The organism is Mesorhizobium sp. M1295 (assembly GCF_040318135.1).
Taxonomy (GTDB): domain Bacteria; phylum Pseudomonadota; class Alphaproteobacteria; order Rhizobiales; family Rhizobiaceae; genus Mesorhizobium.
Genome location: NZ_JAMYLU010000005.1, coordinates 1 through 21548 on the forward strand (window position 1 = coordinate 1; position 21548 = coordinate 21548).

Genomic DNA, 21548 nt, shown 5'->3' on the forward strand with positions numbered 1-21548 from the left:
CCGCTAAACACGGGGGCTGCGCGGCGGACACGCCGACGTCACAGCTACTGCCACGCCATTTTTGCAGAACTTGACGCACACAACTTCTCTAAGCTTTGCGATTCACCGCGTTTGCTCAGATATGGATGGGCTTGAAGAACGTCGCCAGTGCCGCCTCCTTGACCGCCTCCGACATTGTCGGATGGGCGTGACAGGTGCGGGCTAGGTCTTCCGACGAGCCGCCAAATTCCATCAGCACCGCCGCCTCGTGGATCATCTCGCCGGCGCCGAAGCCGACGATGTGGACGCCGAGCACGCGGTCGCTGGCCTTGTCGGCCAGGATTTTCACAAAGCCGTCGGTGTGCAGCATGGCGCGCGCCCGGCCATTGGCGCTGAACGGGAATTTTCCCGCCTTGTAGTCGACGCCGGCCTTCTTCAATTCTTCTTCGGTCTTGCCGACCGAAGCGATTTCCGGCGTGGTGTAGACGACGCTCGGAATCACGTCATAGTTCACATGCCCGGCCTGGCCGGCAATTGTTTCGGCCACCGCCACGCCCTCGTCCTCGGCCTTGTGGGCGAGCATCGGGCCGGCGATGACATCGCCGATGGCGTAGATACCGGGGACTTTGGTCCTGAGATGGCCGTCGGTCTTGACCCAGCCGCGCTCGTCGACGTCGACGCCTGCCTCCTTAAGCCCGAGAGCGTCCGAATAGGCCCGTCGTCCCGTCGCGATCAGCACGGCGTCGGCCTCGATCGTCTCGGCCGCCCCGCCTTTGACTGGCTCGAAGGTGACCGTCGCTCCCTTCTTGGCCTTGGCGACGCCGGTGACCTTGGCGCCCAGCCTGAACTCAAAGCCCTGCTTCGACAGCAGGCGCTGGAACTGCTTGGAGACCTCGCCATCCATGCCGCCCAGGATGGTGTCGAGGAACTCGACCACGGTGACCTTGGCGCCGAGCCGCGCCCATACCGAGCCGAGCTCCAGACCGATGACACCGCCGCCGACCACCACCAGATGGCCCGGCACCTTGTCCAGCGACAGCGCGCCGGTCGACGAGATGATCACCTTCTCGTCGAAATCGACCTTGACGCCGGGAATGCCGGCGACGTCGGAGCCGGTGGCGATGACGATGTTCTTGGTCTCGATCTCCTCGACCTTGCCGTCATCGGAGGTCACCGACACCTTGCCGGCCGCAACTACCTTGCCGGTGCCACGAAAACTGTCGATCTTGTTCTTCTTGAACAGGAAGGCGACGCCATTGACGTTGGCCGTCACGGTCGCATCCTTGTGTGCCATCATCTTCCCAAGGTTGAGCTTGGGCGCGCCGATCTCGACGCCAAGCGCATCGAAGGAATGGCCGGCCTCGGCAAACATCTCGGACGCATGCAGCAGCGCCTTCGACGGGATGCAGCCGATGTTGAGGCAGGTGCCGCCGAAGGTCGGATTCTTTTCGACCACCGCCGTCTTCAGGCCGAGCTGCGCCGCCTTGATGGCGCAGACATAGCCGCCCGGTCCCGATCCGATGATAACGACGTCATAGGCCATGATACTGTCCCTTTGCTTTAGCGGCCGCCGCCGACTTCCAGATTGGCGCCTGTCGTGTAGGACGCCTCGTCCGACACCAGCCAGAGAATTGCGGCTGCGACTTCCTCGGCGGTGCCGGCGCGCTGCATGGGCACCACCTTGCGCATTCTCTCGGCGCGATCCGGCTGCCCGCCGGAGGCATGAATTTCGGTGTCGATGATGCCCGGGCTGACGGCGTTGACACGGACGCCTTCCTCGGCCACTTCCCGCGCCAGGCCGACAGTGAAGGCGTTGATCGCGTTCTTGGAGGCTGCGTAGTCGATATATTGACCTGCCCCGCCAAGCCTTGCCGCGATCGAAGACAAATTGACGATGGCGCCGCCCTTGCCGCCATTTCTGGTCGACATGCGCTTCACCGCTTCGCGTGCGCAAAGCATCGGCCCAATCACATTGATCCGCATCATGCGCTCGAGCCGCGCGAACGACATCTCGTCGACCCGTGACAGGCTGTCGACGACACCGGCATTGTTGACCAGCGCATCAAGCCCGCCGAAGCGGTCTTCGACCGCCTCGAACATGGCCAGCACATCCGTCTCGCTGCCGACATCGGCCTTGAGGGCAAAGGCTTCTCCGCCGCCGGCCTCGATGTCGGCGACCACCGTTTCGGCCGCTTTTGCATTCGACGCGTAATTGACCGCAATGCGGTAGCCGGCCTTGGCGGCAAGCCTGCATGTAGCGGCGCCAATGCCGCGGCTGCCGCCGGTCACCAGCAGGATTTTTCCGCTCATTCCTGACATCCTTTCAGGGCAAAGACGTCCCAGGGCACCTTGGAAAAGCCGTTGGCGCCATAGGCCGCCGACATCTGCAACGACGCTCCCAGATCGGGAAGGATCAGCTTCTTCGGCGCATCCTTTCCTTCGCCCGGCAGCAACGCGATGTTGCCCTGGTCGTCGGCCGTATAGATGACCCCCTCCCACACGGTGCAAGCGGCGAGCTCGTCGCCGGTGACGTCGCCGGCCGGGCATTTGTACATCAGTGAGCCATGCGGCCGCGCCACGCCCTCCGTCCACATGACGATGCCGTCGAGCACGACGCCCTTGTCGAGCACCATCTTGAAACTGTTGGTGACGGCGGCCGATTCGCCGGTTGGCCTGAAATCGATCTCGGCTGCGTTTTCAGTGTCGCCGTAGACGGCCAGTTCGAGCGGGCAGGCGGCAAGCGCAGCGGAGACCGTCTGCACGCCGAGTGCGGAGATCGTGACAAACAAACCGGACCGGAAACGAGAGGAACCCATCCGGTGGCGCAGATCCATTCTCCGGCTCACTCGGGCCGCCCTAGAGGTCGAGCACCAGCCGCTCGGGATCCTCCAGGCTTTCCTTGACCCGCACCAGGAACGTCACCGCTTCCTTGCCGTCGACGATGCGGTGATCGTAGGACAGCGCCAGATACATCATCGGCCGGATGACGATCTGGCCGCCGACCACCACCGGCCGCTCCTGGATCTTGTGCATGCCCAAAATGCCCGACTGCGGCGCATTGAGGATCGGCGTCGACATCAGCGACCCGTAAACGCCACCGTTGGAAATCGTAAACGTGCCGCCTTGCATATCCGCAACCGATAGCTTGCCGTCGCGCGCCGCAAGCCCGAGCCTGCCGATGTCCTTCTCGATTTCGGCGATGGACATCTGGTCGGCATTGCGCACGACCGGCACGACAAGGCCTTTTTCGGTACCAACGGCGACGCCGATATGGGCGTAGTTCTTGAAGATGATGTCGGTGCCGTCGATCTCGGCGTTGACGGACGGGATCTCCTTCAGCGCATGGGTGACGGCCTTGGTGAAGAAACCCATGAAGCCGAGCTTCACACCGTGCTTCTTCTCGAACACGTCCTTGTATTTGCTCCTCAGCGCCATCACCGCGCTCATGTCGACCTCGTTGAAGGTGGTCAGCATCGCGGCGGTCGATTGCGCTTCCTTGAGGCGGCGCGCGATGGTCTGGCGCAGCTTGGTCATGCGCACGCGCTCCTCGCGCGACGCATCGTCGGCCGAGGACGGCGCGCGCGCGGCGACAGGTGCCGGCACAGGTGCTGCCTTTGGCATTTCGGCCGGCTGCGACGGCGCGCCCCTGGCGATCAGGTCGAGCACGTCGCCTTTCAGCACCTGGCCGCGCTTGCCCGAGCCCGAGACCTGGTCGACCGCAAGATTGTGCTCGGCCAGCAGCTTTGCCGCCGACGGCGCCGGCGGCATTGTGCGTGTCTCAATCGCGCCGGCGTCGCCGGCGATCTTGGCCGTCTCGGCCGCGGCCTGCTGGACGCTCGAGGCCGCGGTCGGAGCCGAGGCCTGCGACACCGCGTCCGGCTTCGCTGCCGGAGCGGCGGCAGCATTGGCTGCTGCGCCGGCGCCTGCCGAAATCGTGCCGAGCAGCGCCCCGACGCCAACCGTCTCGCCTTCCTTGACGGCGATCTCGCTGAGCGTGCCCGCGGCGGCGGCCGGCACTTCCACCGTCACCTTGTCGGTTTCGAGTTCGACCAGCGGCTCATCGGCGGCGATCGCGTCGCCGACCTTCTTGAACCATTTGCCGATGGTCGCCTCGGTGACGGATTCACCAAGTGTCGGGACGCGGATTTCGGTTGCCATTGTGCCTGTCCGTTTCTTTCGGTTCTATTTTATCCGCCCAGTTCTGTTCTATTCACCAAGCGCGTCGTCGAGCAAGGCGGCAAGCTGGGCGAGATGCTTCGACATCAATCCGGTCGCCGGCGAGGCGGCGGCCGGCCGGCCGGGATATAGCACCCCCTGGTGCTTGGCGTCGATATGCGCCAGCACCCATTCGAGATACGGATCGATGAACGACCAGGCGCCCATGTTCTTGGGCTCCTCCTGGCACCACACCATCTCGGCATTGCGGAAGCGCGACAGTTCGGTGATCAGCGCCTTGGCCGGGAACGGATAGAGCTGCTCGACGCGCAGCAGGTAGACGTCGTTGATGCCGCGCTTCTCGCGCTCTTCGTAGAGGTCGTAGTAGACCTTGCCCGAACAGAGCACGACACGGCGGATCTTCGAATCCTTGGTGAGCTTGATGGCCTGGCCCGACAGCAGCTGGGCGTCGTCCCACAACAGCCGGTGAAAGGCGCTTTCGCCCGACATTTCCGGCAGCGTCGACACCGCCCGCTTGTGGCGCAGCAGCGACTTCGGCGTCATCAGGATCAGCGGCTTGCGGAAGTCCCGCTTCAATTGCCGGCGCAAGATGTGGAAGTAGTTGGCCGGCGTCGTGACGTTGGCGACCTGCATGTTGTCTTCCGCGCAAAGCTGCAGGAAGCGCTCGAGCCGGGCCGACGAATGCTCCGGCCCCTGGCCTTCATAGCCGTGCGGCAGCAGGCAGACGAGGCCCGACATTCTGAGCCACTTGCGCTCGCCCGACGAGATGAACTGGTCGAATACCACCTGGGCGCCATTGGCGAAGTCGCCGAACTGCGCTTCCCACAGCGTCAGCGCCTTCGGCTCAGCCAGCGAGTAGCCATATTCAAAGCCGAGCACGGCCTCTTCCGACAGCATCGAGTTGATGACCTCGAACCCGGCCTGCGCCGCCGACAGATTGTTGAGTGGGATGTAGCGGGTCTCGTCGCGCTGGTCGTAGAGCACGGAATGGCGCTGCGAGAAGGTGCCGCGCTCCGAATCCTGTCCGGACAGCCGGATCGGATTGCCGTCGAGCAGGATGGCGCCGAAGGCCAGCGCCTCGGCCGTCGACCAGTCGATGCCTTCGCCCGATTCGATCGCCTGGCGGCGGTTGTCGAGGAAGCGGATGATCGTCTTGTGTGCCTCGAAATCCTTCGGCACCTCGGTCAGCTTCTTGCCGATCTCCTTCAGCGTCTTGACCGGTACCGCGGTCTTGCCGCGCCGCTGTTCGTCCTGGTTGTCGGCCGAGCGCAGGCCGGACCAGGCGCCGTCCAGCCAGTCCGCCTTGTTCGGCTTATAGTGCTGGCCGACCTCGAATTCCTGCTCGAGATGCGCCCGCCAGTCGGCCTTCATCTTTTCGAGCTCGGCCTGGCTGATATGGCCTTCGGCGATCAGCCGGTCGGCATAGATCTGCATGGTCGTCTTCTGGTTGCGGATCTTGCGATACATGATCGGCTGGGTGAAGGCCGGCTCATCGCCCTCATTGTGGCCGAAGCGGCGGTAGCAGAACATGTCCACCACGACAGGCTTGTGGAACTTCATGCGGAATTCGATCGCCACCTTGGTGGCATGGACCACGGCTTCCGGATCGTCGCCATTGACGTGGAAGATCGGCGCCTCGATCATCTTGGCCACGTCGGACGGATAGGGCGACGAACGCGAAAAGCGCGGGTTGGTGGTGAAGCCGATCTGGTTGTTGATGATGAAATGCAGCGTGCCGGCGACGCGGTGGCCACGCAGGCCAGACAGGCCGAGGATTTCGGCAATCACGCCCTGGCCGGCAAAGGCCGCATCGCCATGCAGCAGCAGCGGCAGCACCTTGGCGCGCTCTTCCAGCGGCACGATCTCCTCGCGGCTGCGGCCAAACAGATAGTCCTGCTTGGCGCGCGCCTTGCCCATAACCACCGGATCGACGATTTCCAGATGCGATGGGTTGGCGGTCAGCGACAGATGCACCTTGTTGCCGTCGAACTCGCGGTCGGATGAGGCACCGAGATGGTACTTCACGTCGCCCGAGCCTTCGACCTCGTCGGGCGCGGCCGAGCCGCCCTTGAACTCGTGGAAAATGGCGCGGTGCGGCTTGGCCATCACCTGCGACAAAACGTTCAGCCGGCCGCGATGCGCCATGCCGAGCACGATCTCCTTCATGCCGAGCTGGCCGCCGCGCTTGACGATCTGCTCCAGCGCCGGGATCAGCGACTCGCCGCCATCGAGGCCGAAGCGCTTGGTTCCCTTGTACTTGACGTCGATGAACTGCTCGAAGCCTTCGGCCTCGACCAGCTTTTGCAGGATCGCCTTCTTGCCGGTGGCGGTGAAGGAGATCTCCTTGTCGGCGCCCTCGATGCGCGCCTGGATCCAGGCCTTCTCCTCGGGATCGGAGATATGCATGAATTCGACGCCGAGCGTCGAGCAATAGGTCCGGGTCAGGATGTCGAGCATCTGCCGGATGGTGCCGAATTCCAGCCCGAGCACATTGTCGAGGAAGATCGGCCGGTCGTAATCGGCTTCGGTGAAGCCGTAATTCTCCGGCGACAGCTCGTTATAATCCTCGAGCGGCTTGGCAATGCCGAGCGGATCGAGATTGGCATGCAGGTGGCCGCGCATGCGAAAGGCGCGGATCATCATGATGGCGCGGACGGAATCGCGCGTCGCCTGATGCACGTCGGCGTCGGAAAGCGCTGCGCCGTTGCCGGCTGCTCGGTCCTTCACCTTCTTTTCGATGTGCTTTTCGACCAGGCCCCAATTGCCGTCCAGCGCCGAGACAAGCTCGCCGTTGGCCTGCATCGGCCAGGAGGGCTTGGCCCATGAGGCGCCCTTGGCATTCTTGCGCACGTCGCCAGCGTCGTCCTTCAGCGCCGCGAAAAAGTCCTGCCATTCGGGATCGACCGACGCGGGATCGTCCTCATAAGCGGCATAAAGCGCGTCGATATAGTCGGCATTGCCGCCATAGAGAAACGAGGTAAGCGAAAACTGGTCGTTGGTTTGATCTTGTCGTGCCATTTTGCCTAGCGGAGTGCTACTCCGTTCTCCCTATCCCTAATGCGCTACCACGCGGCTAAGCCGCCACATGCCAAAAGGGTTCGTATACAGATTGTGTTCCCCGTCTGGCTGCTGCGTCTCCACACTCAAACGATATCGCGGTGCGCCTGCTTCCAGTCCAAACGTCTGACCGGCCAAAAGCTCGGGGCTTTCGTAAAGTTGATACATGTTGAAGCCGCGAAGCAGCTTGACGGCAGACTGAAATTCGTCACCTGAAACGATAGAATCCCAAAGCCCCAAATTACGCATGCCGCAGCTGTAGGTCGTCGTGCCATCCGAGACAGAATCCAGAACCATCAGTCCATAGATCTCAACAAAATCACCGCTTGTGCGTTCAAGCCATTGATCGGCTGAGAATGCCTTGCCGGCCGTTTCGACCTTCACGCCAAGACCGCCGGCCTTGATCAGATGGGCTGCCGCTTTTGCGACGGAAATCGACGTTTCCTTCGTTTGTGGGGATGTGGAAAGCAGGTAGACGACGCTCCTATGCGAGGCGATTTTGTCGATGACATCCTTACCGAGCTCGTTGACGAGGCCAGCGCTAGCGAAGGCTCTCGTCATGTCCTCGTCGCGGTCGCAGAAATCAAACTCGAACGCAGCTTTGCTCGGGCCGTGCATCACGATCATCCCCGCAGCCACATAATCAGCTGAAGGCATCGACGCCTCTGCAACGGCGCGCACAAAGGCCGACCTGCCTTCCCAAGGGCCGGGTATGCATAGGATGATGCGCTTCTCGTCTTCCATGTCCTGCTCATCGACATTCGAAAGCTCGACTGCTCACTTTCTTAACCCTTGATCGCCTCGACCAGTGTCGTACCGAGCCGTGCTGGCGACGGCGATACCTTGATGCCGGCCGATTCCATCGCCGCGATCTTGTCTTCCGCGCCGCCCTTGCCGCCCGAGATGACCGCGCCCGCATGGCCCATGGTGCGGCCCGCCGGCGCCGTGCGCCCGGCGATGAAGCCCGCCATCGGCTTGCTGCGGCCACGCTTTGCCTCATCCTTGAGGAACTGCGCGGCGTCTTCCTCGGCCGAGCCGCCGATCTCACCGATCATGATGATCGACTTGGTCTCATCGTCGGCAAGGAACATCTCCAGCACGTCGATGAACTCCGTGCCTTTGACCGGATCGCCGCCAATGCCGACGGCGGTGGTCTGGCCGAGACCGACATTGGTGGTCTGGAACACCGCCTCATAGGTAAGCGTTCCCGAGCGCGAAACAACGCCGACCGAGCCCTTGCGGAAGATGTTGCCGGGCATGATACCGATCTTGCATTGGTCGGGGGTCAGCACGCCGGGGCAGTTCGGCCCGATCAGCCGCGATTTCGAGCGGTCGAGCCTCGCCTTGACCTTGATCATGTCCATCACCGGTATGCCCTCGGTGATGCAGACGATCAGCGGGATCTCGGCCTGGATCGCTTCCAGGATCGCTTCGGCGGCACCCGCCGGCGGCACGTAGACGACCGAAGCGTTGGCGCCGGTCTTCGCCTTGCCTTCGGCTACGGTGGCGAAGATCGGCAGTGCCTCGCCCTTGGCGCCGGTCCAGATCTCGCCGCCCTTCTTGGGATGGATGCCGCCGACCATTTTCGTGCCGTGATAGGCCAGCGCCTGTTCGGTGTGGAACGTGCCGGTCTTGCCGGTCAGGCCCTGCACCAGCACCTTGGTGTTCTTGTCGACGAGAATGGACATGGTGGTCCTTTTCAAAAACCGTTGATCGGGGAAGGCCGCGCGCTCATCGTCACAACCGCTTCAGCTCGGCGACGGTCAGGTCGCTCTTGGCGTTGCCGGTGTTGAGCGTCGTCGCCGGCTCGAACATCAGCACCACAGGTTCTTCGCTCAGCGAGCGCGGCCGGTGCTCGACGGCGCGCGGCACGACGATGAACTCGCCGCTGGAAAGCTCCACCGTGCCGTCGCGGAAATCGATGGCGATGCGGCCGCGCAGCACCAGGAAGGCCTCGTCTTCATTGTCGTGCGCGTGCCAGTCGAAGACGTCGCCGAACTTGGCGATCTTGACCTGGCTGTCGTTCACGTCGCCGGCAATATGCGGATCGAAGACCTTCTTGATCTTCGTATCCGCCGCCTCGACGAGGTTTATCTTGTGCGGAGGCACAGGCTCATTCCTTTTCCGTCATCGGGCATCGGCAGCGTGCTGTTCATCAATCTCATCCCGCAGGAAACGGTCAGGTGCATGTCCGAGATCATTCTCTTTGCCATACATCCAGGCTCTCATTTTCATCGTAGGTTTGAACGGGCTCTTTCCTGCTCCGACGACGACGTACCACTCGCGCCCAATCTCATCTGACACCTGATAAAGCCAGAAACGTCGATAATTATCGGTCTCCTCAGCGACTACGCCCCGCACTTTGTAGTGCATCGGTTTTTCGTCCAGCTTCCAATGATAGTGGCACTCCCAAAGGTATTGTTCGATTTCCTCGACCGAATAGGGGCTGCGGTCGGGCAGCTGGTCCAAGCTCTGAACCTCTTCTTCCCAGTGAATGGGGAAGCTACCCAACGCAACGCTCCTAGTTTCTCAGTGTTTCACCGCCGCCACGATCTTCTTGGCCGCATCGTCGAGATCATCGGCCGACACTACGTTCAGCCCGCTGTCGTTGATGATCTTCTTGCCGAGCTCGGCATTGGTTCCTTCCAGCCGCACAACCAGCGGCACTTGCAGGCCGACCTCCTTGACCGCGGCGATGACGCCCTCAGCGATGATGTCGCACTTCATGATGCCGCCGAAGATATTGATCAGAATGCCTTTGACCGCTGGATCCTTGGTGATGATCTTGAACGCCGCCGTCACTTTTTCCTTAGACGCGCCGCCGCCGACATCGAGGAAGTTGGCCGGCTCGGCGCCGTAGAGCTTGATGATGTCCATCGTCGCCATGGCAAGGCCGGCGCCGTTGACCATGCAGCCGATATTACCGTCGAGCGCGACATAGGCCAGGTCGTATTTCGACGCCTCGATCTCCTTCTCGTCCTCTTCGGTGGTGTCGCGCAATTCGAGCACGTCCGGGTGGCGGAACAGCGCATTGTTGTCGAACGACACTTTTGCGTCGAGCACGCGCAGCCGGCCGCTCTTCATGACGATCAGCGGGTTGATCTCGAGCAGGCTCATGTCCTTCTCGACAAACGCCTTGTAGAGGATCGGAAACAGCGTGCCACCATCTTTGGCGGCGTCGCCGTCGAGCCTCAGTGCGGCGTTGAGCGTGTTCACATCGTCGGCCGTCACGCCCTTTTCCGGGTCGATGGCGACGGTGATGATCTTTTCCGGCGTGTCGTGGGCGACCGCCTCGATGTCCATGCCGCCCTCGGTCGAGACGACGAAGGCGACGCGCCCGACCGAGCGGTCGACCAGGATCGACAGATAGAGCTCGCGCTCGATGTCAGCGCCGTCCTCGATGTAGAGCCGGTTGACCTGCTTGCCGGCCGGGCCGGTCTGCTTGGTGACCAGCGTATGGCCGAGCATCTCCTTGGCGTTGGCGACGACCTCGGCCACCGACTTCGCCAGCCTGACGCCGCCCTTCGCATCGGCGCCGAGCTCCGTGAACTTGCCCTTGCCGCGGCCGCCGGCATGGATCTGGCTCTTGACCACATAGAGCGGGCCGGGCAGCGCCTTGGCGGCGGCTTCCGCCTCGCTCGCCTTGAACACCGGCACGCCCTCGGCCACCGGTGCGCCAAAACCTTTCAGCAGCGCCTTGCCCTGATACTCATGGATGTTCATGCGCTATGTCTCCAGCTTGTTTGGCGGGCTTGGTTGCCGGCTTATTTGGCCGCGAGATGCGGAGCGATCTTGACGCAGGCGTCGCACAGACCCTGCACCGCGGCGACCGAACTGTCGAACATCTTCTGTTCGCTTTTCGCCAGTTCGATCTCGATGATACGCTCGACGCCGCCGGCGCCGATCACCACGGGAACGCCGACATAGGTGTTCTTGACGCCATATTGGCCGGAAAGAAAGGCAGCACAGGGCAGCACCCGCTTCTTGTCCTTGAGATAGGCTTCGGCCATGGCGATGGCCGAGGCGGCGGGCGCGTAGAAGGCCGAACCGGTCTTGAGCAGGCCGACGATCTCGGCGCCGCCGTCGCGGGTGCGCTGCACGATCTGGTCGAGCCGCTCCTTCGAGGTCCAGCCCATCTTGATGAGGTCGGGCAGCGGGATGCCGGCAACGGTGGAATAGCGGATCATCGGCACCATGGAATCGCCGTGGCCACCGAGCACGAAGGCGGTGACATCCTCGACCGAGACCTTGAATTCCTCGGCCAGGAAATAACGGAAGCGCGAACTGTCGAGCACGCCGGCCATGCCGACGACATGGCTCTTCGGCAGGCCGGAAAACTTCTGCAGCGCCCAGACCATGGCGTCGAGCGGATTGGTGATGCAGATGACGAAGGCCTTCGGCGCGTATTTCTTGAGGCCGGCGCCGACCTGCTCCATCACCTTCAGATTGATGCCCAGAAGATCGTCGCGGCTCATGCCGGGCTTGCGCGGCACGCCGGCGGTGACAATGCAGACGTCGGCGCCCTCGATGCCGGCATAGTCGTTGACGCCGGTCAGCCTGGAGTCGAACCCATCGACCGGCGACGACTGCGCGATGTCCAGCCCCTTGCCTTGCGGGATGCCTTCGGCGATATCGAACAGCACGACGTCGCCGAGATCCTTGAGGCCGACCATGTGGGCGAGGGTGCCGCCGATCATGCCCGAGCCGATGAGCGCTATCTTGTTGCGTGCCATGTCAGGATGTTTTCCCTTTGACTATGACGGCGCCCAAATCCTTGACGATTTGATGACGGCGTCGGAGGAAGAGGCCGGAATGCTGCGGAACCGCGAAATTCGCCGCACGCAATAGCCCCGGCCGTGCAAAAATTCAAACGATTATTTTGGAGTGAGTAATTTCAATCGGTTAGAAACAATGGGACTTACGTAAACGTAAAAGTTCTGAAGCCGGCTAGAGGAATTCTACACAATGGCATCTGAAATCAGAAGGCTATTTCCGGGCGATGACGCCCTTGTGATGCGGGTTGCCGACGAGGTTTTCGATGAGCCGGTCAGGCCGGATCGACTCTCTGCCTATCTCGCGGCGCCCGGCCATTTCATGATCGTGGCCCTCGCCGACGGCGTCGTTATCGGCCAATGCGCCGCGATCGTCCACCGGCACCCGGACAAGGTGAGCGAACTCTACATAGACGAGGTCGGTGTGGCGCCGGCCTTTCAACGCCAGGGCATTGCGACGAGGATGCTCGACGCCATGTTCGCACTCGGTCGCGAGCATGGTTGTGAGGAGGCCTGGGTCGGCACCGAGCCGGACAATGTTGCTGCTCGCGCACTTTACGAGTCGCGAAAGGTGCCGCATGGGCCGGCGGAGGATTTTGTGATGTATGTTTATCGATTATAGACGCGGCGGGACGGACCCTTTTAACGATGGCTGGACAGGTGTGAAGGAGCGCTGCAGATCAGCCTGCTGGGCATCGGGCTCCTAGCCCTAAGCCTGCCGCGCCTCTGTCGATGATCCCCGCGCCTTCTGCCTTTCCACCCAATCCTCCAGCCAGTCGTGGCTCTGCATCTCGATCAGCCGCGATGCGGTGCGCTCGAACTCGAAGACCTCGTTGCCGCGCTTGGCCGTATAGAGCTGCGGCGGCGGTGCTGCGGCGCTCATCACCAGCCGCACATGATGATCGTAGAGCGTATCGACCAGCAGGATGAAGCGCTTGGCTTCGTTGCGCTTGCCTTCGCCGAGCACCGGCACATGGTCGATGAAGATGGTCGAGAAACGGCCGGCGATGGCAAGATAGTCACGGGCGCCGAGCGGCCTCTCGCAGAGATCAGCGAAGGAAAACCGCGCCGCCTCGCCGGCAGCACGCGGCACTACGACATGCCGGCCCTTCACCATCAGCATCGTCTCGGCCGTCGGCCTGCCATGCGTCATCACCGCCCAGGCGTCGTCGAGCGCATGGTCGGCGGCGGCATCGGCCGGGGTGACGTAGACCGGCATGCGGCTGAGCTTGTCGAGGCGGTAATCCTTGTCGGCGTCCAGCGCCAGCACCTGCGCGTGGCGCTCCAAGATAGCAACAAACGGCAAGAACAACTGACGGTTCAGGCCGTCACGGTAGAGCTCCTGCGGCGCGACATTGGAAGTGGCGACCAGCACCACGCCATTGGCAAACAACGCCGAAAACAACCTGGACAGGACCATCGCATCGGCGATGTCGGTGACCGAAAACTCGTCGAAGCACAGCACCCAGGCTTCCTCGGCCAGCGCGCGCGCCACCGGTGGGATCGGATCGTCCTCCTTGGCCGTGCCGTTCTTGCGAGCCTGCCGGTGCTTCTGGATGCGATCCTGCACGTCGGCCATGAAATCGTTGAAATGCACGCGGCGCTTGCGCCGCACCGGCAGCAGCTCGAAGAACATATCCATCAGCATGGTTTTGCCGCGGCCGACGCCGCCATGGATGTAGAGGCCCTTGACTGCCTCGTGCACTTCGCGCTTGCGGGCGAACAGCCACCCAAGTGCGCTTGATTTATGCGCCAGCCGCTTTGCCGATATTTCGTCGATCAGCCGGTCGAGCGCAGCGGCGATCCGCTCCTGCGCCGGGTCGCGCCCGATGGCGCCCGTCTCGACCAGATGGTCGTAGCGCTGCTTGACGGTCGCATGGGTCTGGAGGCCGTCACGCAGATGCATCGGTCACGTCGTTCTGCAGCAATTCCAGGAAAGTGTATAACGGTTTTCCGTCCGGAATTGCGTAACAATAGGGGCGGTTCGATTACCTTGTTAGCGAGATCGGCAGGCCGTTGGAAGTCTGGCCGTCGAATTTCTCGCCGCCCGAGGAATAGAGCCGTGCCAGCGTGCCGCCGTTCTCGTCAAAGAGCGTCAGCTGTTTGCCGGCGACGTTCCAGGATTTGATGCCGTCGAGCGGCGCCGGGCAATGCAGCGGTCCGGCGCGATAGCCCGAGCCGAATTTGGTCTGCGGCGTCGCCACCTGACAGCTCTGGCCGGACACGCTTGCCTTCCACACGCCGGCGACGCTGGAGGCGGTCAGGTCGGCCGCGCCGGCCGGCGCCGTCCCGTCGGGCGGCAACGAGGCGACCTGGGTGTTCTGCGGCGCGGTTGGAAATTTCGACGGATCGGCCGGGCCGGGTGTCGCCGGGGGCGGCAGCTGGTTTGCAGTCACCTTGCCGGCGGGCGCAGCTTCCAGCGGCGCCGGCTGCTGCTCGTCCATTGATGAGAACCGCGAGGTTGAACAGCCGCTCGCAACGAGCGCGGCCAGCGATACGGCCAGCAGGCCGGTTTTCGAAAATCTCATTCTTCAACCTCCGTCGGATCCGGCTGGGGGGTGCCGTCCGCGCAATGTCCCTCTCACCAAGATGGAGAAGGTGGCGAAATTTCAACCCGATATGGTTAAAATACGGTTTGCGCCGCTAATGTTGCAAATTTATCGCAAAATGCACATTGCCTGGCTGATACCTCCGGGTCGGTGCGATACGGCGCGCCGGCTCCAAATCCTTGACGTTCACCTCAAATGCTTGCGCCAGCTGGCTCCGGCATTATCTCTTGGCGATCAGCAAACTGCAGGGAGCCGATTTCTTGGCCGCGAGAAAGAGAGCCGCCAACCGCTATTACAGCGGCCCGCCCAGCGATCATTTCGACGGCACCTTGTTCTTCAATCCCGACGGCCGGCCGCCGGGTCGCTTTGCCGATCTGTTGAAATGGCAATTGAGCGGCGAGCGCTCGAAATGGCCGGCGGCGAATCCGAGTCCGTTTCCACCGGCAAGACCGGTCGAGCGGATCGATGGTGCAGCGCTCCGCCTCACCATGGTCGGCCATTCCTCGCTGCTCGTCCAGACAGCCGGCCTGAACATCCTTACCGATCCGGTCTGGTCGCGGCGTGTCTCGCCAATCTCGTTCGCCGGGCCGAAACGCGTCAATCCGCCGGGCATCGCCTTTTCCCATCTGCCGCCGATCGACCTCGTGCTGGTCAGCCACAACCATTACGACCATCTCGACCTCGCCACGCTGAAGCGCCTGAAGGCAAGGCACGACCCGCTACTGCTGACGCCGCTCGGCAACGACGCCATCATCGGCGCTGCCGTTCCCGGTATGCGGCTTTCCGCGCATGACTGGGGCGATCGGGTCGATATCGGCGATGACGTCGCCGTGCATGTCGAGCCGGTGCACCACTGGTCGGCCCGCGGTACTCGCGACCGGCGCATGGCGCTGTGGGCGGGTTTCGTCGTCGAAACGCCAAGTGCAAAGATCTATTTTGCCGGCGATACCGGCTTCCACGGCGGTATCAACTACCGGCTGATGGCTGAAAAGCATGGCGGCTTCCGCCTCGCCATCCTGCCGATCGGCGCCTACGAGCCGCGCTGGTTCATGGCGCCGCATCACCAGGATCCGGAGGAGGCGGTGCAAGGCATGCTTTTGTGCAACGCTGGCTATGCCGCCGGCTGCCACTGGGGCACATTCCGGCTCACCAACGAGCCGATCGACGAGCCGGCCAGAAAGCTCGGCGAAGCACTTGGAGCCGCCGGTCTGCCGCGGGATCGTTTCCGTGCCTTGCAGCCGGGCGAAGTCTGGGACGTGCCAGAGGTTTAGCGCGGCGGCTGGCCTGACGGCGAAGGCGGCTGCAAAGCTTCCATATGCCTGGCTATATGGGCGGCGTCGCGGCCCACATATGAAAGAAGGCCGGAGCCGAAGGTATGCATCCAATGAAGGCCAAGAAAGTATAGGCCGGGAAAGGCTGTCACGCCACGCTGTTGAATAGGTGCGTTGCGCGAATCGAAAATTGGTAAATCGATCCAGTTATAGTCGAAGCGATATCCCGTTCCCCAGATGACCGAGCCGACGTTCTCGCCGGAGATATCCACTGACCGGGCGCCGCCGACTTCCGCCAGGATTGGCGTTGCTGAGCGTTCATTGCCATCGCTGATGTGGTCCGAGACTTCAGGTTTCTCTGCCAACGCCTCTGCCGCGGAGACAAAATCGTCATAGGACCTATCGGCTTCAGCCAATATCTGCGAGGCATCCCCGGCCACCAACAGTTTTCCATCGGCGCATCCGAGTACACGTCCCAGCACCACTCCACCATCGTGTGCAAAACGGCGGACGTTCATATCGTAACCGCCGTTGACACCGGTTACGACGGTCGAGGGGGGATACCGCCGCTCCGGGAAACTATCGATAGTGATCTCGAAACGTCCCATTTTGTCGAACCACCACAAAACATCCTGGCCGCGATAGCGCCGCGGCACCCGACGATGCGGACTGACCGAAAGATAGACATCGCGCCCGGATTGCTGGAGTTCATCCGCAATCTGGCTGCCGGATGCACCACTGCCCACCACCAGCACCACTCCGGGGGGAAGCTCGTCGGGGTTGCGGTACCTCGAAGCGTGAACCTGGTAAACGGATCGAGGCAAATCCTTGGCCGCCGCCGGTACCATCGAACGCTGGAACGGGCCCGTCGCCACAACGACATTGCGGGCCGTCATGCTGCCGGCGTTTGTCTCCAACGCATAATCGCCGGTATCCCTGTGTCGGAGCTTCGTGACCTCCACACCCTCGCGAACCGGAGCTGCAATTTTTGCCGCATAGTGCTCGATGAACCGCGTGATGGCGGTGTGGTGGGCGAATCCTTCCGGTTCAGGGTCCTGATAAGAAACCCCAGGAAGCTCTATTGCCTGGTTGATGAATTGAAACCGAAGCGAATCCCAACGCTCAGTCCGCCAGCGTCCGGCAATACGCGCGCGTTCCAACACGACATGCTCACGTTCATGTTGGTGAAGATAGTAACTCATGGCGAGCCCCGCCTGGCCGCCACCAATAATGATCGTGTCCCAACGCTCAGTCATTGGAAAACTCTATCGCCGGCCCGCCAAACACGTCGTCAGCTTACGGTCTCGGTGCGGTGAAGATCATGGGTAAGACGAAAAAACGGATCCAAGATTGCTTAGCAGCGAAATATCCATTCCCGGACGTCAAATCGACACAACGGTAGCGTTCATTCAACACCATGACAACATTGCATCCGTAGCTGCATATCACAGCCAGGTCCTCGACCCGCCCAGCCACCGCAGGGAACCCAAGCCCTCGCAGAAGCGTTTGTAGGTGTTCAAACCTGCCGGCTGCGAGGTGTCTCTCATGATCAGGTGGATCATCATTCTTTTGATTATCGCGGCCGCGGCAAGCCTGCTCGGCATGCCGGCACTGGCTGGAGCCGCCGCAACCGGCGCCCGCATCCTCATCGGCATCGTGCTGATCATCTTCCTGCTGATCGTGCTTGGCGTATTCGCGGTGACCTGAAAAGCATGCCGCACTGGTAATTTCGGCCGGTATCCGCCATATAGGCGCCAAATCGGCAAGAGACCTTTCGATCCATGGCAAGCGCGGCCCCTTTCGCCAAGATGAACGGTATCGGCAACGAAATCATCGTTGCCGATATGCGTGGCCGTGCCGATCGCGTAACGCCTGCGGCAGCCGTCGCGCTTAATGCCGACGCCGCGACCAGGTTCGACCAGATCATGGCGATCCACGATCCCAGGACGCCGGGCACCGCCTTTTTCATCGACATCTTGAATTCCGACGGAACCAGTGCGCAAGCCTGCGGCAACGGCATGCGCTGTGTCGTCCAGGCGCTCGCCGCCGAGACGGGCCAGAAGACATTTGCCTTTGAAACAGTCGCCGGCATCCTCAATGCCGAGGAACATGCCGACGGAATGATCTCGGTCGACATGGGCAAGCCGCGCTTTGGCTGGCGGGACATCCCGCTGGCCGAGGAGTTTCGCGACACCCGCATGATCGAACTGCAGATCGGCCCGATCGATGCGCCGGTACTGCATTCGCCGTCGGTGGTCTCGATGGGCAATCCGCACGCCATCTTCTGGGTCGACCGCGACGTCCGGTCCTATGAACTCGAGCGCTTCGGCCCGCTGCTCGAAAACCACCCGATCTTCCCTGAGCGCGCCAACATCACCATCGCGCAAGTGACTTCGCCGGAGACCATGGCCATCCGCACCTGGGAGCGCGGCGCCGGACTGACCAAGGCCTGCGGCTCGGCTGCTTGCGCCGCCGTGGTCGCCGCGGCCCGCACCCGGCGCACCGGCCGCAGCGTCACGCTGATGACGCCCGGCGGCGGCTCGCTGCACGTCCTGTGGCGCGACGACGACCACGTCATCCTGACCGGTGCCGCCGAATGGGAATTTTCCGGCAGCTTCGATCCGTCGACCGGGGCGTGGGCGCGCGACACCGAAAGCGCCGCCTGATGGCTCCTCGTGGCAACAGGGGTATCGACGTCGTCACCTTCGGCTGCCGGCTGAACACCTATGAATCCGAGGTGATGCGGCGTGAAGCCGAAAGTGCGGGCCTCGGCGGGCTCGAAGGCGGCGCTATCATCTTCAACACCTGCGCCGTCACCGGCGAGGCGGTGCGCCAGGCCAAGCAGTCGATCAGAAAAGCCCGCCGTGAGAACCCGGCCGCCCGCATCATCGTCACCGGCTGCGCCGCGCAGACCGGCCCGCAGGATTTCGTCGCCATGGACGAGGTCGATCTCGTCCTCGGCAATGAGGAGAAGCTGAAGGCGCATTCATATCGCGCGCTGCCGGATTTCGGCGTCAACGACACCGAAAAGGCGCGCGTCAACGATATCTTTTCGGTGCGCGAAACGGCCACCCACATGGTCGACGCCATCGAGGGCCGGGCGCGCGCTTTTGTCCAGGTGCAGAACGGCTGCGACCACCGCTGCACCTTCTGCATCATTCCCTACGGTCGCGGAAATTCGCGCTCGGTCCCGATGGGCGCCGTGGTTGAGCAGGTCAAGCGACTCGCCGGCAATGGTTATGCCGAGATCGTGCTGACGGGCGTCGACATGACCAGTTTTGGCGCCGATCTGCCGGGCGCACCGAAGCTCGGCAAATTGGTCAAGACCATCCTGAAGCAGGTGCCAGACGTGAAACGCCTGCGGCTTTCTTCCATCGATTCGATCGAGGCCGGCGACGATCTGCTGGACGCCATCGCCACCGAGCCGAGGCTGATGCCGCATCTGCACCTGTCGCTGCAATCGGGTGACGACATGATCCTGAAGCGGATGAAGCGCCGGCACAGCCGCGACCAGTCGATCCGCTTTTGCGAGGATGTGCGCAAACTGCGCCCCGGCATCGTTTTCGGCGCCGACATCATCGCCGGCTTCCCGACGGAGACGGATGCCATGTTCGAAAACTCGCTGGAGATCGTCGAGGAATGCGGCCTGACGCATCTCCATGTCTTCCCGTTTTCGCCGCGCCAGGGCACGCCCGCCGCGCGCATGCCGCAGCTTCGCCGCGAAATGGTCAAGCAGCGCGCCGCACGGTTGCGCGCCGCCGGCGAGGCCGCCTACCGCCGTCACCTTTCCTCGCTCGCTGGCACACGCCAGTCGATCCTGGTCGAGCGCGATGGGCTCGGCCGCACCGAAGGGTTTACGCTGGCCGTGTTGTCAGCCGGGGCGCCGGGCGACATCGTCGAGGCTGATATCGCCGGCAATGACGGTATCAGACTGATCGCCGCGCCGCTTGCCGCCCGCGCCGCCTGAGAGCGCAAGACGTGGCCGGGTTTTTCAAGAAGATATTTTCGTTCGGCAAGAAGGAAGTTGTCGAGGAGCGGCCCGACGAGACCGCACCGCTGCCGCCGATCAAATGGGACGAACTGGAGGCGCTGAAGCCGGCGGCCGAGCAGGCCGTCCCGGAGTTTTTGAAACGCGAAGAGTCGCGGCCCGAGGCAGACACTGCGCCTCCGCCGTCTGTCGAGACGGAAGCGCCGCCCGCGCCGCAGCCACCGCTCGAACCCGCACCAACCAGTCCGCCCGAGCCAGAGATCCAGCCGGAGTCGGAAACGCCTGCTGAGGAGCCGGAAGAAATCCCGGCCGAGCTTGTTATTCCCGAGCCGGAGCAGCCGGAGATTGTCCAGACTGAGCCTCGGTCATCGGAAGCTGGCGCTGCCCCTCATCCGCCTGCCGGCACCTTCTCCCCGTATGGTGACGGGGAGAAGGGGGCTGATCGGCAGGCCGAGCCTCCTTTTGAAAGCGGTGAAGAAGAAGCTGCAACGCTGACGTCCCCCTCTCTCCGTCCTTCACGGGGGTCCGAAGGACCGGCGAGACAAGCGGCTCGCCCCGGAACGGGAAAGGGTGAGGGGCAGCGCGAACCTCTGCAAGATACCGCACCGCCCGCCGAGAGCCCCTCCGCAGCGCCCGAAGCGCCGCCGGCCGAAATCCCGCCTCCGCTCCGCCAGCCCGCCCCGGTCGAAACGAAACCGGTCTTGACCGAGATTGCGCCCGAACCAGAGGCCATTCCGCAACCATCGCCGGAGCCAAAACCTGCCCCCGGCAAGGTGACCGTAACCAAGAAGGTCGAGCAGAAGGCCGAGCCGCAAAGAGCGCCCGAACCGGCGCCGAGGCGCTCCTGGTTCCAGCGCATGCGAGACGGGCTTGCCCGCTCTTCCAGGGAGTTGTCCGGCAACATCGCCGGCGTCTTCACCAAGCGCAAGCTCGACGAGGACACGCTGCAGGACCTGGAGGATGTGCTGATCCGCGCCGATCTCGGCATGGAGACGGCTTTGCGCGTTACCGACGCGCTCTCCGCCAGCCGCTACGGCAAGGATGTCTCCGAGACGGAAGTCCGCGCCATCATGGCGGCGGAGGTGGAGAAGGTGCTGACCCATGTCGCCATGCCGCTGGAACTCGACCTCAGCCACAAGCCGCATGTCATCCTGGTCGTCGGCGTCAACGGCACGGGGAAAACCACGACCATCGGCAAGCTCGCCGCAAAGCTGACCGATGGCGGCCTCTCGGTGATGCTCGCCGCCGGCGACACTTTCCGCGCCGCCGCGATCGAGCAGTTGAAGATCTGGGGCGAGCGCACCAACTCGCCGGTCATTGCCTCGAAGCTCGGCGCCGACGCCGCCGGCCTCGCTTACGACGCCTTCGAGCGGGCGAAGGAGGCTGGCTCCGACGTGCTGATCATCGACACCGCCGGGCGGCTGCAGAACAAGACCGAACTGATGGCGGAACTGGAAAAGATCGTCCGCGTGCTGGGCAAGCTCGATCCGGAAGCGCCGCACACCGTGCTGCAGACGGTCGATGCCACCACCGGCCAGAATGCGCTCAACCAGGTCGAGATCTTCCGCAATGTCGCCGGCGTCAACGGCCTGGTGATGACCAAGCTGGACGGCACGGCGCGCGGCGGTATTCTGGTGGCGATCGCGGCAAAGCACAAATTGCCGGTCTACTTCATCGGCGTCGGCGAACAGGTCGACGACCTCGAACCCTTTTCCGCAAGCGAGTTCGCCAGGGCGATCGCTGGCGTGGCTTGACG

At 62.9% G+C, this 21548-nt stretch carries 20 protein-coding genes; 6 read left to right on the forward strand and 14 right to left on the reverse strand.

All coding sequences use genetic code 11. The features are described 5' to 3' along the window. Positions 1 to 115: 115 nt before the first annotated feature. From lpdA to mdh, 11 genes are read right to left on the reverse strand one after another with little or no spacing between them, the layout of a single operon-like run. The gene (gene lpdA / locus NKH29_RS09285) at positions 116 to 1522 is read right to left on the reverse strand and encodes a dihydrolipoyl dehydrogenase (RefSeq protein WP_352845359.1); all 1407 of its coding nucleotides are present in this window, start codon (positions 1520 to 1522) and stop codon (positions 116 to 118) included. 17 nt (positions 1523 to 1539) lie between these two features. Further along, the gene (locus NKH29_RS09290; protein WP_502896936.1) at positions 1540 to 2289 is read right to left on the reverse strand and encodes an SDR family oxidoreductase; all 750 of its coding nucleotides are present in this window, start codon (positions 2287 to 2289) and stop codon (positions 1540 to 1542) included. After that, entirely contained in the window at positions 2286 to 2813 is a 528-nt protein-coding gene (locus NKH29_RS09295; protein WP_352910349.1) for a hypothetical protein, read from the reverse strand. Before NKH29_RS09295 ends, NKH29_RS09290 begins: the two co-directional genes overlap by 4 nt. A gap of 22 nt (positions 2814 to 2835) precedes the next feature. Further along, positions 2836 to 4137, reverse strand: coding sequence for a 2-oxoglutarate dehydrogenase complex dihydrolipoyllysine-residue succinyltransferase (gene odhB, locus NKH29_RS09300; protein ID WP_352548534.1), 1302 nt, complete (start codon positions 4135 to 4137; stop codon positions 2836 to 2838). A 48-nt stretch (positions 4138 to 4185) separates the two neighbouring features. Beyond that, the gene (locus NKH29_RS09305) at positions 4186 to 7173 is read right to left on the reverse strand and encodes a 2-oxoglutarate dehydrogenase E1 component (protein WP_352999447.1); all 2988 of its coding nucleotides are present in this window, start codon (positions 7171 to 7173) and stop codon (positions 4186 to 4188) included. 36 nt (positions 7174 to 7209) lie between these two features. Next, positions 7210 to 7956 carry a hypothetical protein gene (locus NKH29_RS09310; RefSeq protein WP_023723112.1) on the reverse strand — a complete coding sequence of 249 codons (747 nt, stop codon included), beginning with the start codon at positions 7954 to 7956 and terminating at the stop codon, positions 7210 to 7212. A gap of 41 nt (positions 7957 to 7997) precedes the next feature. Next, positions 7998 to 8900, reverse strand: a complete 903-nt coding sequence (gene sucD / locus NKH29_RS09315) for a succinate--CoA ligase subunit alpha (protein WP_023723111.1) — start codon at positions 8898 to 8900, stop codon at positions 7998 to 8000. A 49-nt stretch (positions 8901 to 8949) separates the two neighbouring features. Beyond that, a complete protein-coding gene (locus tag NKH29_RS09320; protein ID WP_023723110.1) occupies positions 8950 to 9321 on the reverse strand; it encodes a cupin domain-containing protein in 372 nt (123 codons plus the stop codon). Positions 9322 to 9339: 18 nt separating this feature from the next. Continuing rightward, complete coding sequence (locus NKH29_RS09325; protein ID WP_023723109.1) at positions 9340 to 9723, reverse strand: hypothetical protein; 384 nt, start codon at positions 9721 to 9723, stop codon at positions 9340 to 9342. 18 nt (positions 9724 to 9741) lie between these two features. After that, positions 9742 to 10935 (reverse strand): ADP-forming succinate--CoA ligase subunit beta, encoded by a 1194-nt coding sequence (gene sucC, locus NKH29_RS09330; RefSeq protein ID WP_023723108.1) that lies wholly within the window; start codon positions 10933 to 10935, stop codon positions 9742 to 9744. 41 nt (positions 10936 to 10976) lie between these two features. After that, the gene (mdh, locus tag NKH29_RS09335) at positions 10977 to 11945 is read right to left on the reverse strand and encodes a malate dehydrogenase (RefSeq protein ID WP_023723107.1); all 969 of its coding nucleotides are present in this window, start codon (positions 11943 to 11945) and stop codon (positions 10977 to 10979) included. Between the two features lie 232 nt (positions 11946 to 12177). On the opposite strand from mdh, the gene NKH29_RS09340 reads away from it, so the two are divergent. After that, a complete protein-coding gene (locus NKH29_RS09340) occupies positions 12178 to 12606 on the forward strand; it encodes a GNAT family N-acetyltransferase (protein ID WP_031195456.1) in 429 nt (142 codons plus the stop codon). Positions 12607 to 12693: 87 nt separating this feature from the next. On the opposite strand, the gene zapE is transcribed toward NKH29_RS09340, so the two are convergent. Both zapE and NKH29_RS09350 read right to left on the reverse strand, forming a co-directional pair. Beyond that, complete coding sequence (gene zapE / locus NKH29_RS09345; RefSeq protein WP_352790100.1) at positions 12694 to 13890, reverse strand: cell division protein ZapE; 1197 nt, start codon at positions 13888 to 13890, stop codon at positions 12694 to 12696. An 82-nt stretch (positions 13891 to 13972) separates the two neighbouring features. Continuing rightward, positions 13973 to 14512, reverse strand: a complete 540-nt coding sequence (locus tag NKH29_RS09350; RefSeq protein WP_023723103.1) for a protease inhibitor Inh/omp19 family protein — start codon at positions 14510 to 14512, stop codon at positions 13973 to 13975. Positions 14513 to 14793: 281 nt separating this feature from the next. On the opposite strand from NKH29_RS09350, the gene NKH29_RS09355 reads away from it, so the two are divergent. Then, positions 14794 to 15804 (forward strand): MBL fold metallo-hydrolase, encoded by a 1011-nt coding sequence (locus NKH29_RS09355; protein ID WP_352494047.1) that lies wholly within the window; start codon positions 14794 to 14796, stop codon positions 15802 to 15804. Here the strand turns inward: NKH29_RS09355 and NKH29_RS09360 are convergent. Next, entirely contained in the window at positions 15801 to 17060 is a 1260-nt protein-coding gene (locus NKH29_RS09360) for a flavin-containing monooxygenase (protein ID WP_352999451.1), read from the reverse strand. The two genes, NKH29_RS09355 and NKH29_RS09360, sit on opposite strands and share 4 nt — an antisense overlap. Before the next feature lie 289 nt (positions 17061 to 17349). On the opposite strand from NKH29_RS09360, the gene NKH29_RS09365 reads away from it, so the two are divergent. From NKH29_RS09365 to ftsY, 4 genes are all read left to right on the forward strand, one after another. Further along, positions 17350 to 17511, forward strand: a complete 162-nt coding sequence (locus NKH29_RS09365) for a DUF1328 family protein (RefSeq protein ID WP_031195454.1) — start codon at positions 17350 to 17352, stop codon at positions 17509 to 17511. Positions 17512 to 17585: 74 nt separating this feature from the next. After that, positions 17586 to 18470, forward strand: a complete 885-nt coding sequence (gene dapF, locus NKH29_RS09370; protein WP_352641044.1) for a diaminopimelate epimerase — start codon at positions 17586 to 17588, stop codon at positions 18468 to 18470. Next, positions 18470 to 19771, forward strand: a complete 1302-nt coding sequence (mtaB, locus tag NKH29_RS09375) for a tRNA (N(6)-L-threonylcarbamoyladenosine(37)-C(2))-methylthiotransferase MtaB (RefSeq protein ID WP_352999453.1) — start codon at positions 18470 to 18472, stop codon at positions 19769 to 19771. The genes dapF and mtaB overlap by 1 nt, the downstream gene beginning before the upstream one ends. 11 nt (positions 19772 to 19782) lie before the next feature. Beyond that, positions 19783 to 21546, forward strand: a complete 1764-nt coding sequence (ftsY, locus tag NKH29_RS09380) for a signal recognition particle-docking protein FtsY (RefSeq protein ID WP_352999455.1) — start codon at positions 19783 to 19785, stop codon at positions 21544 to 21546. Positions 21547 to 21548: the final 2 nt, after the last annotated feature.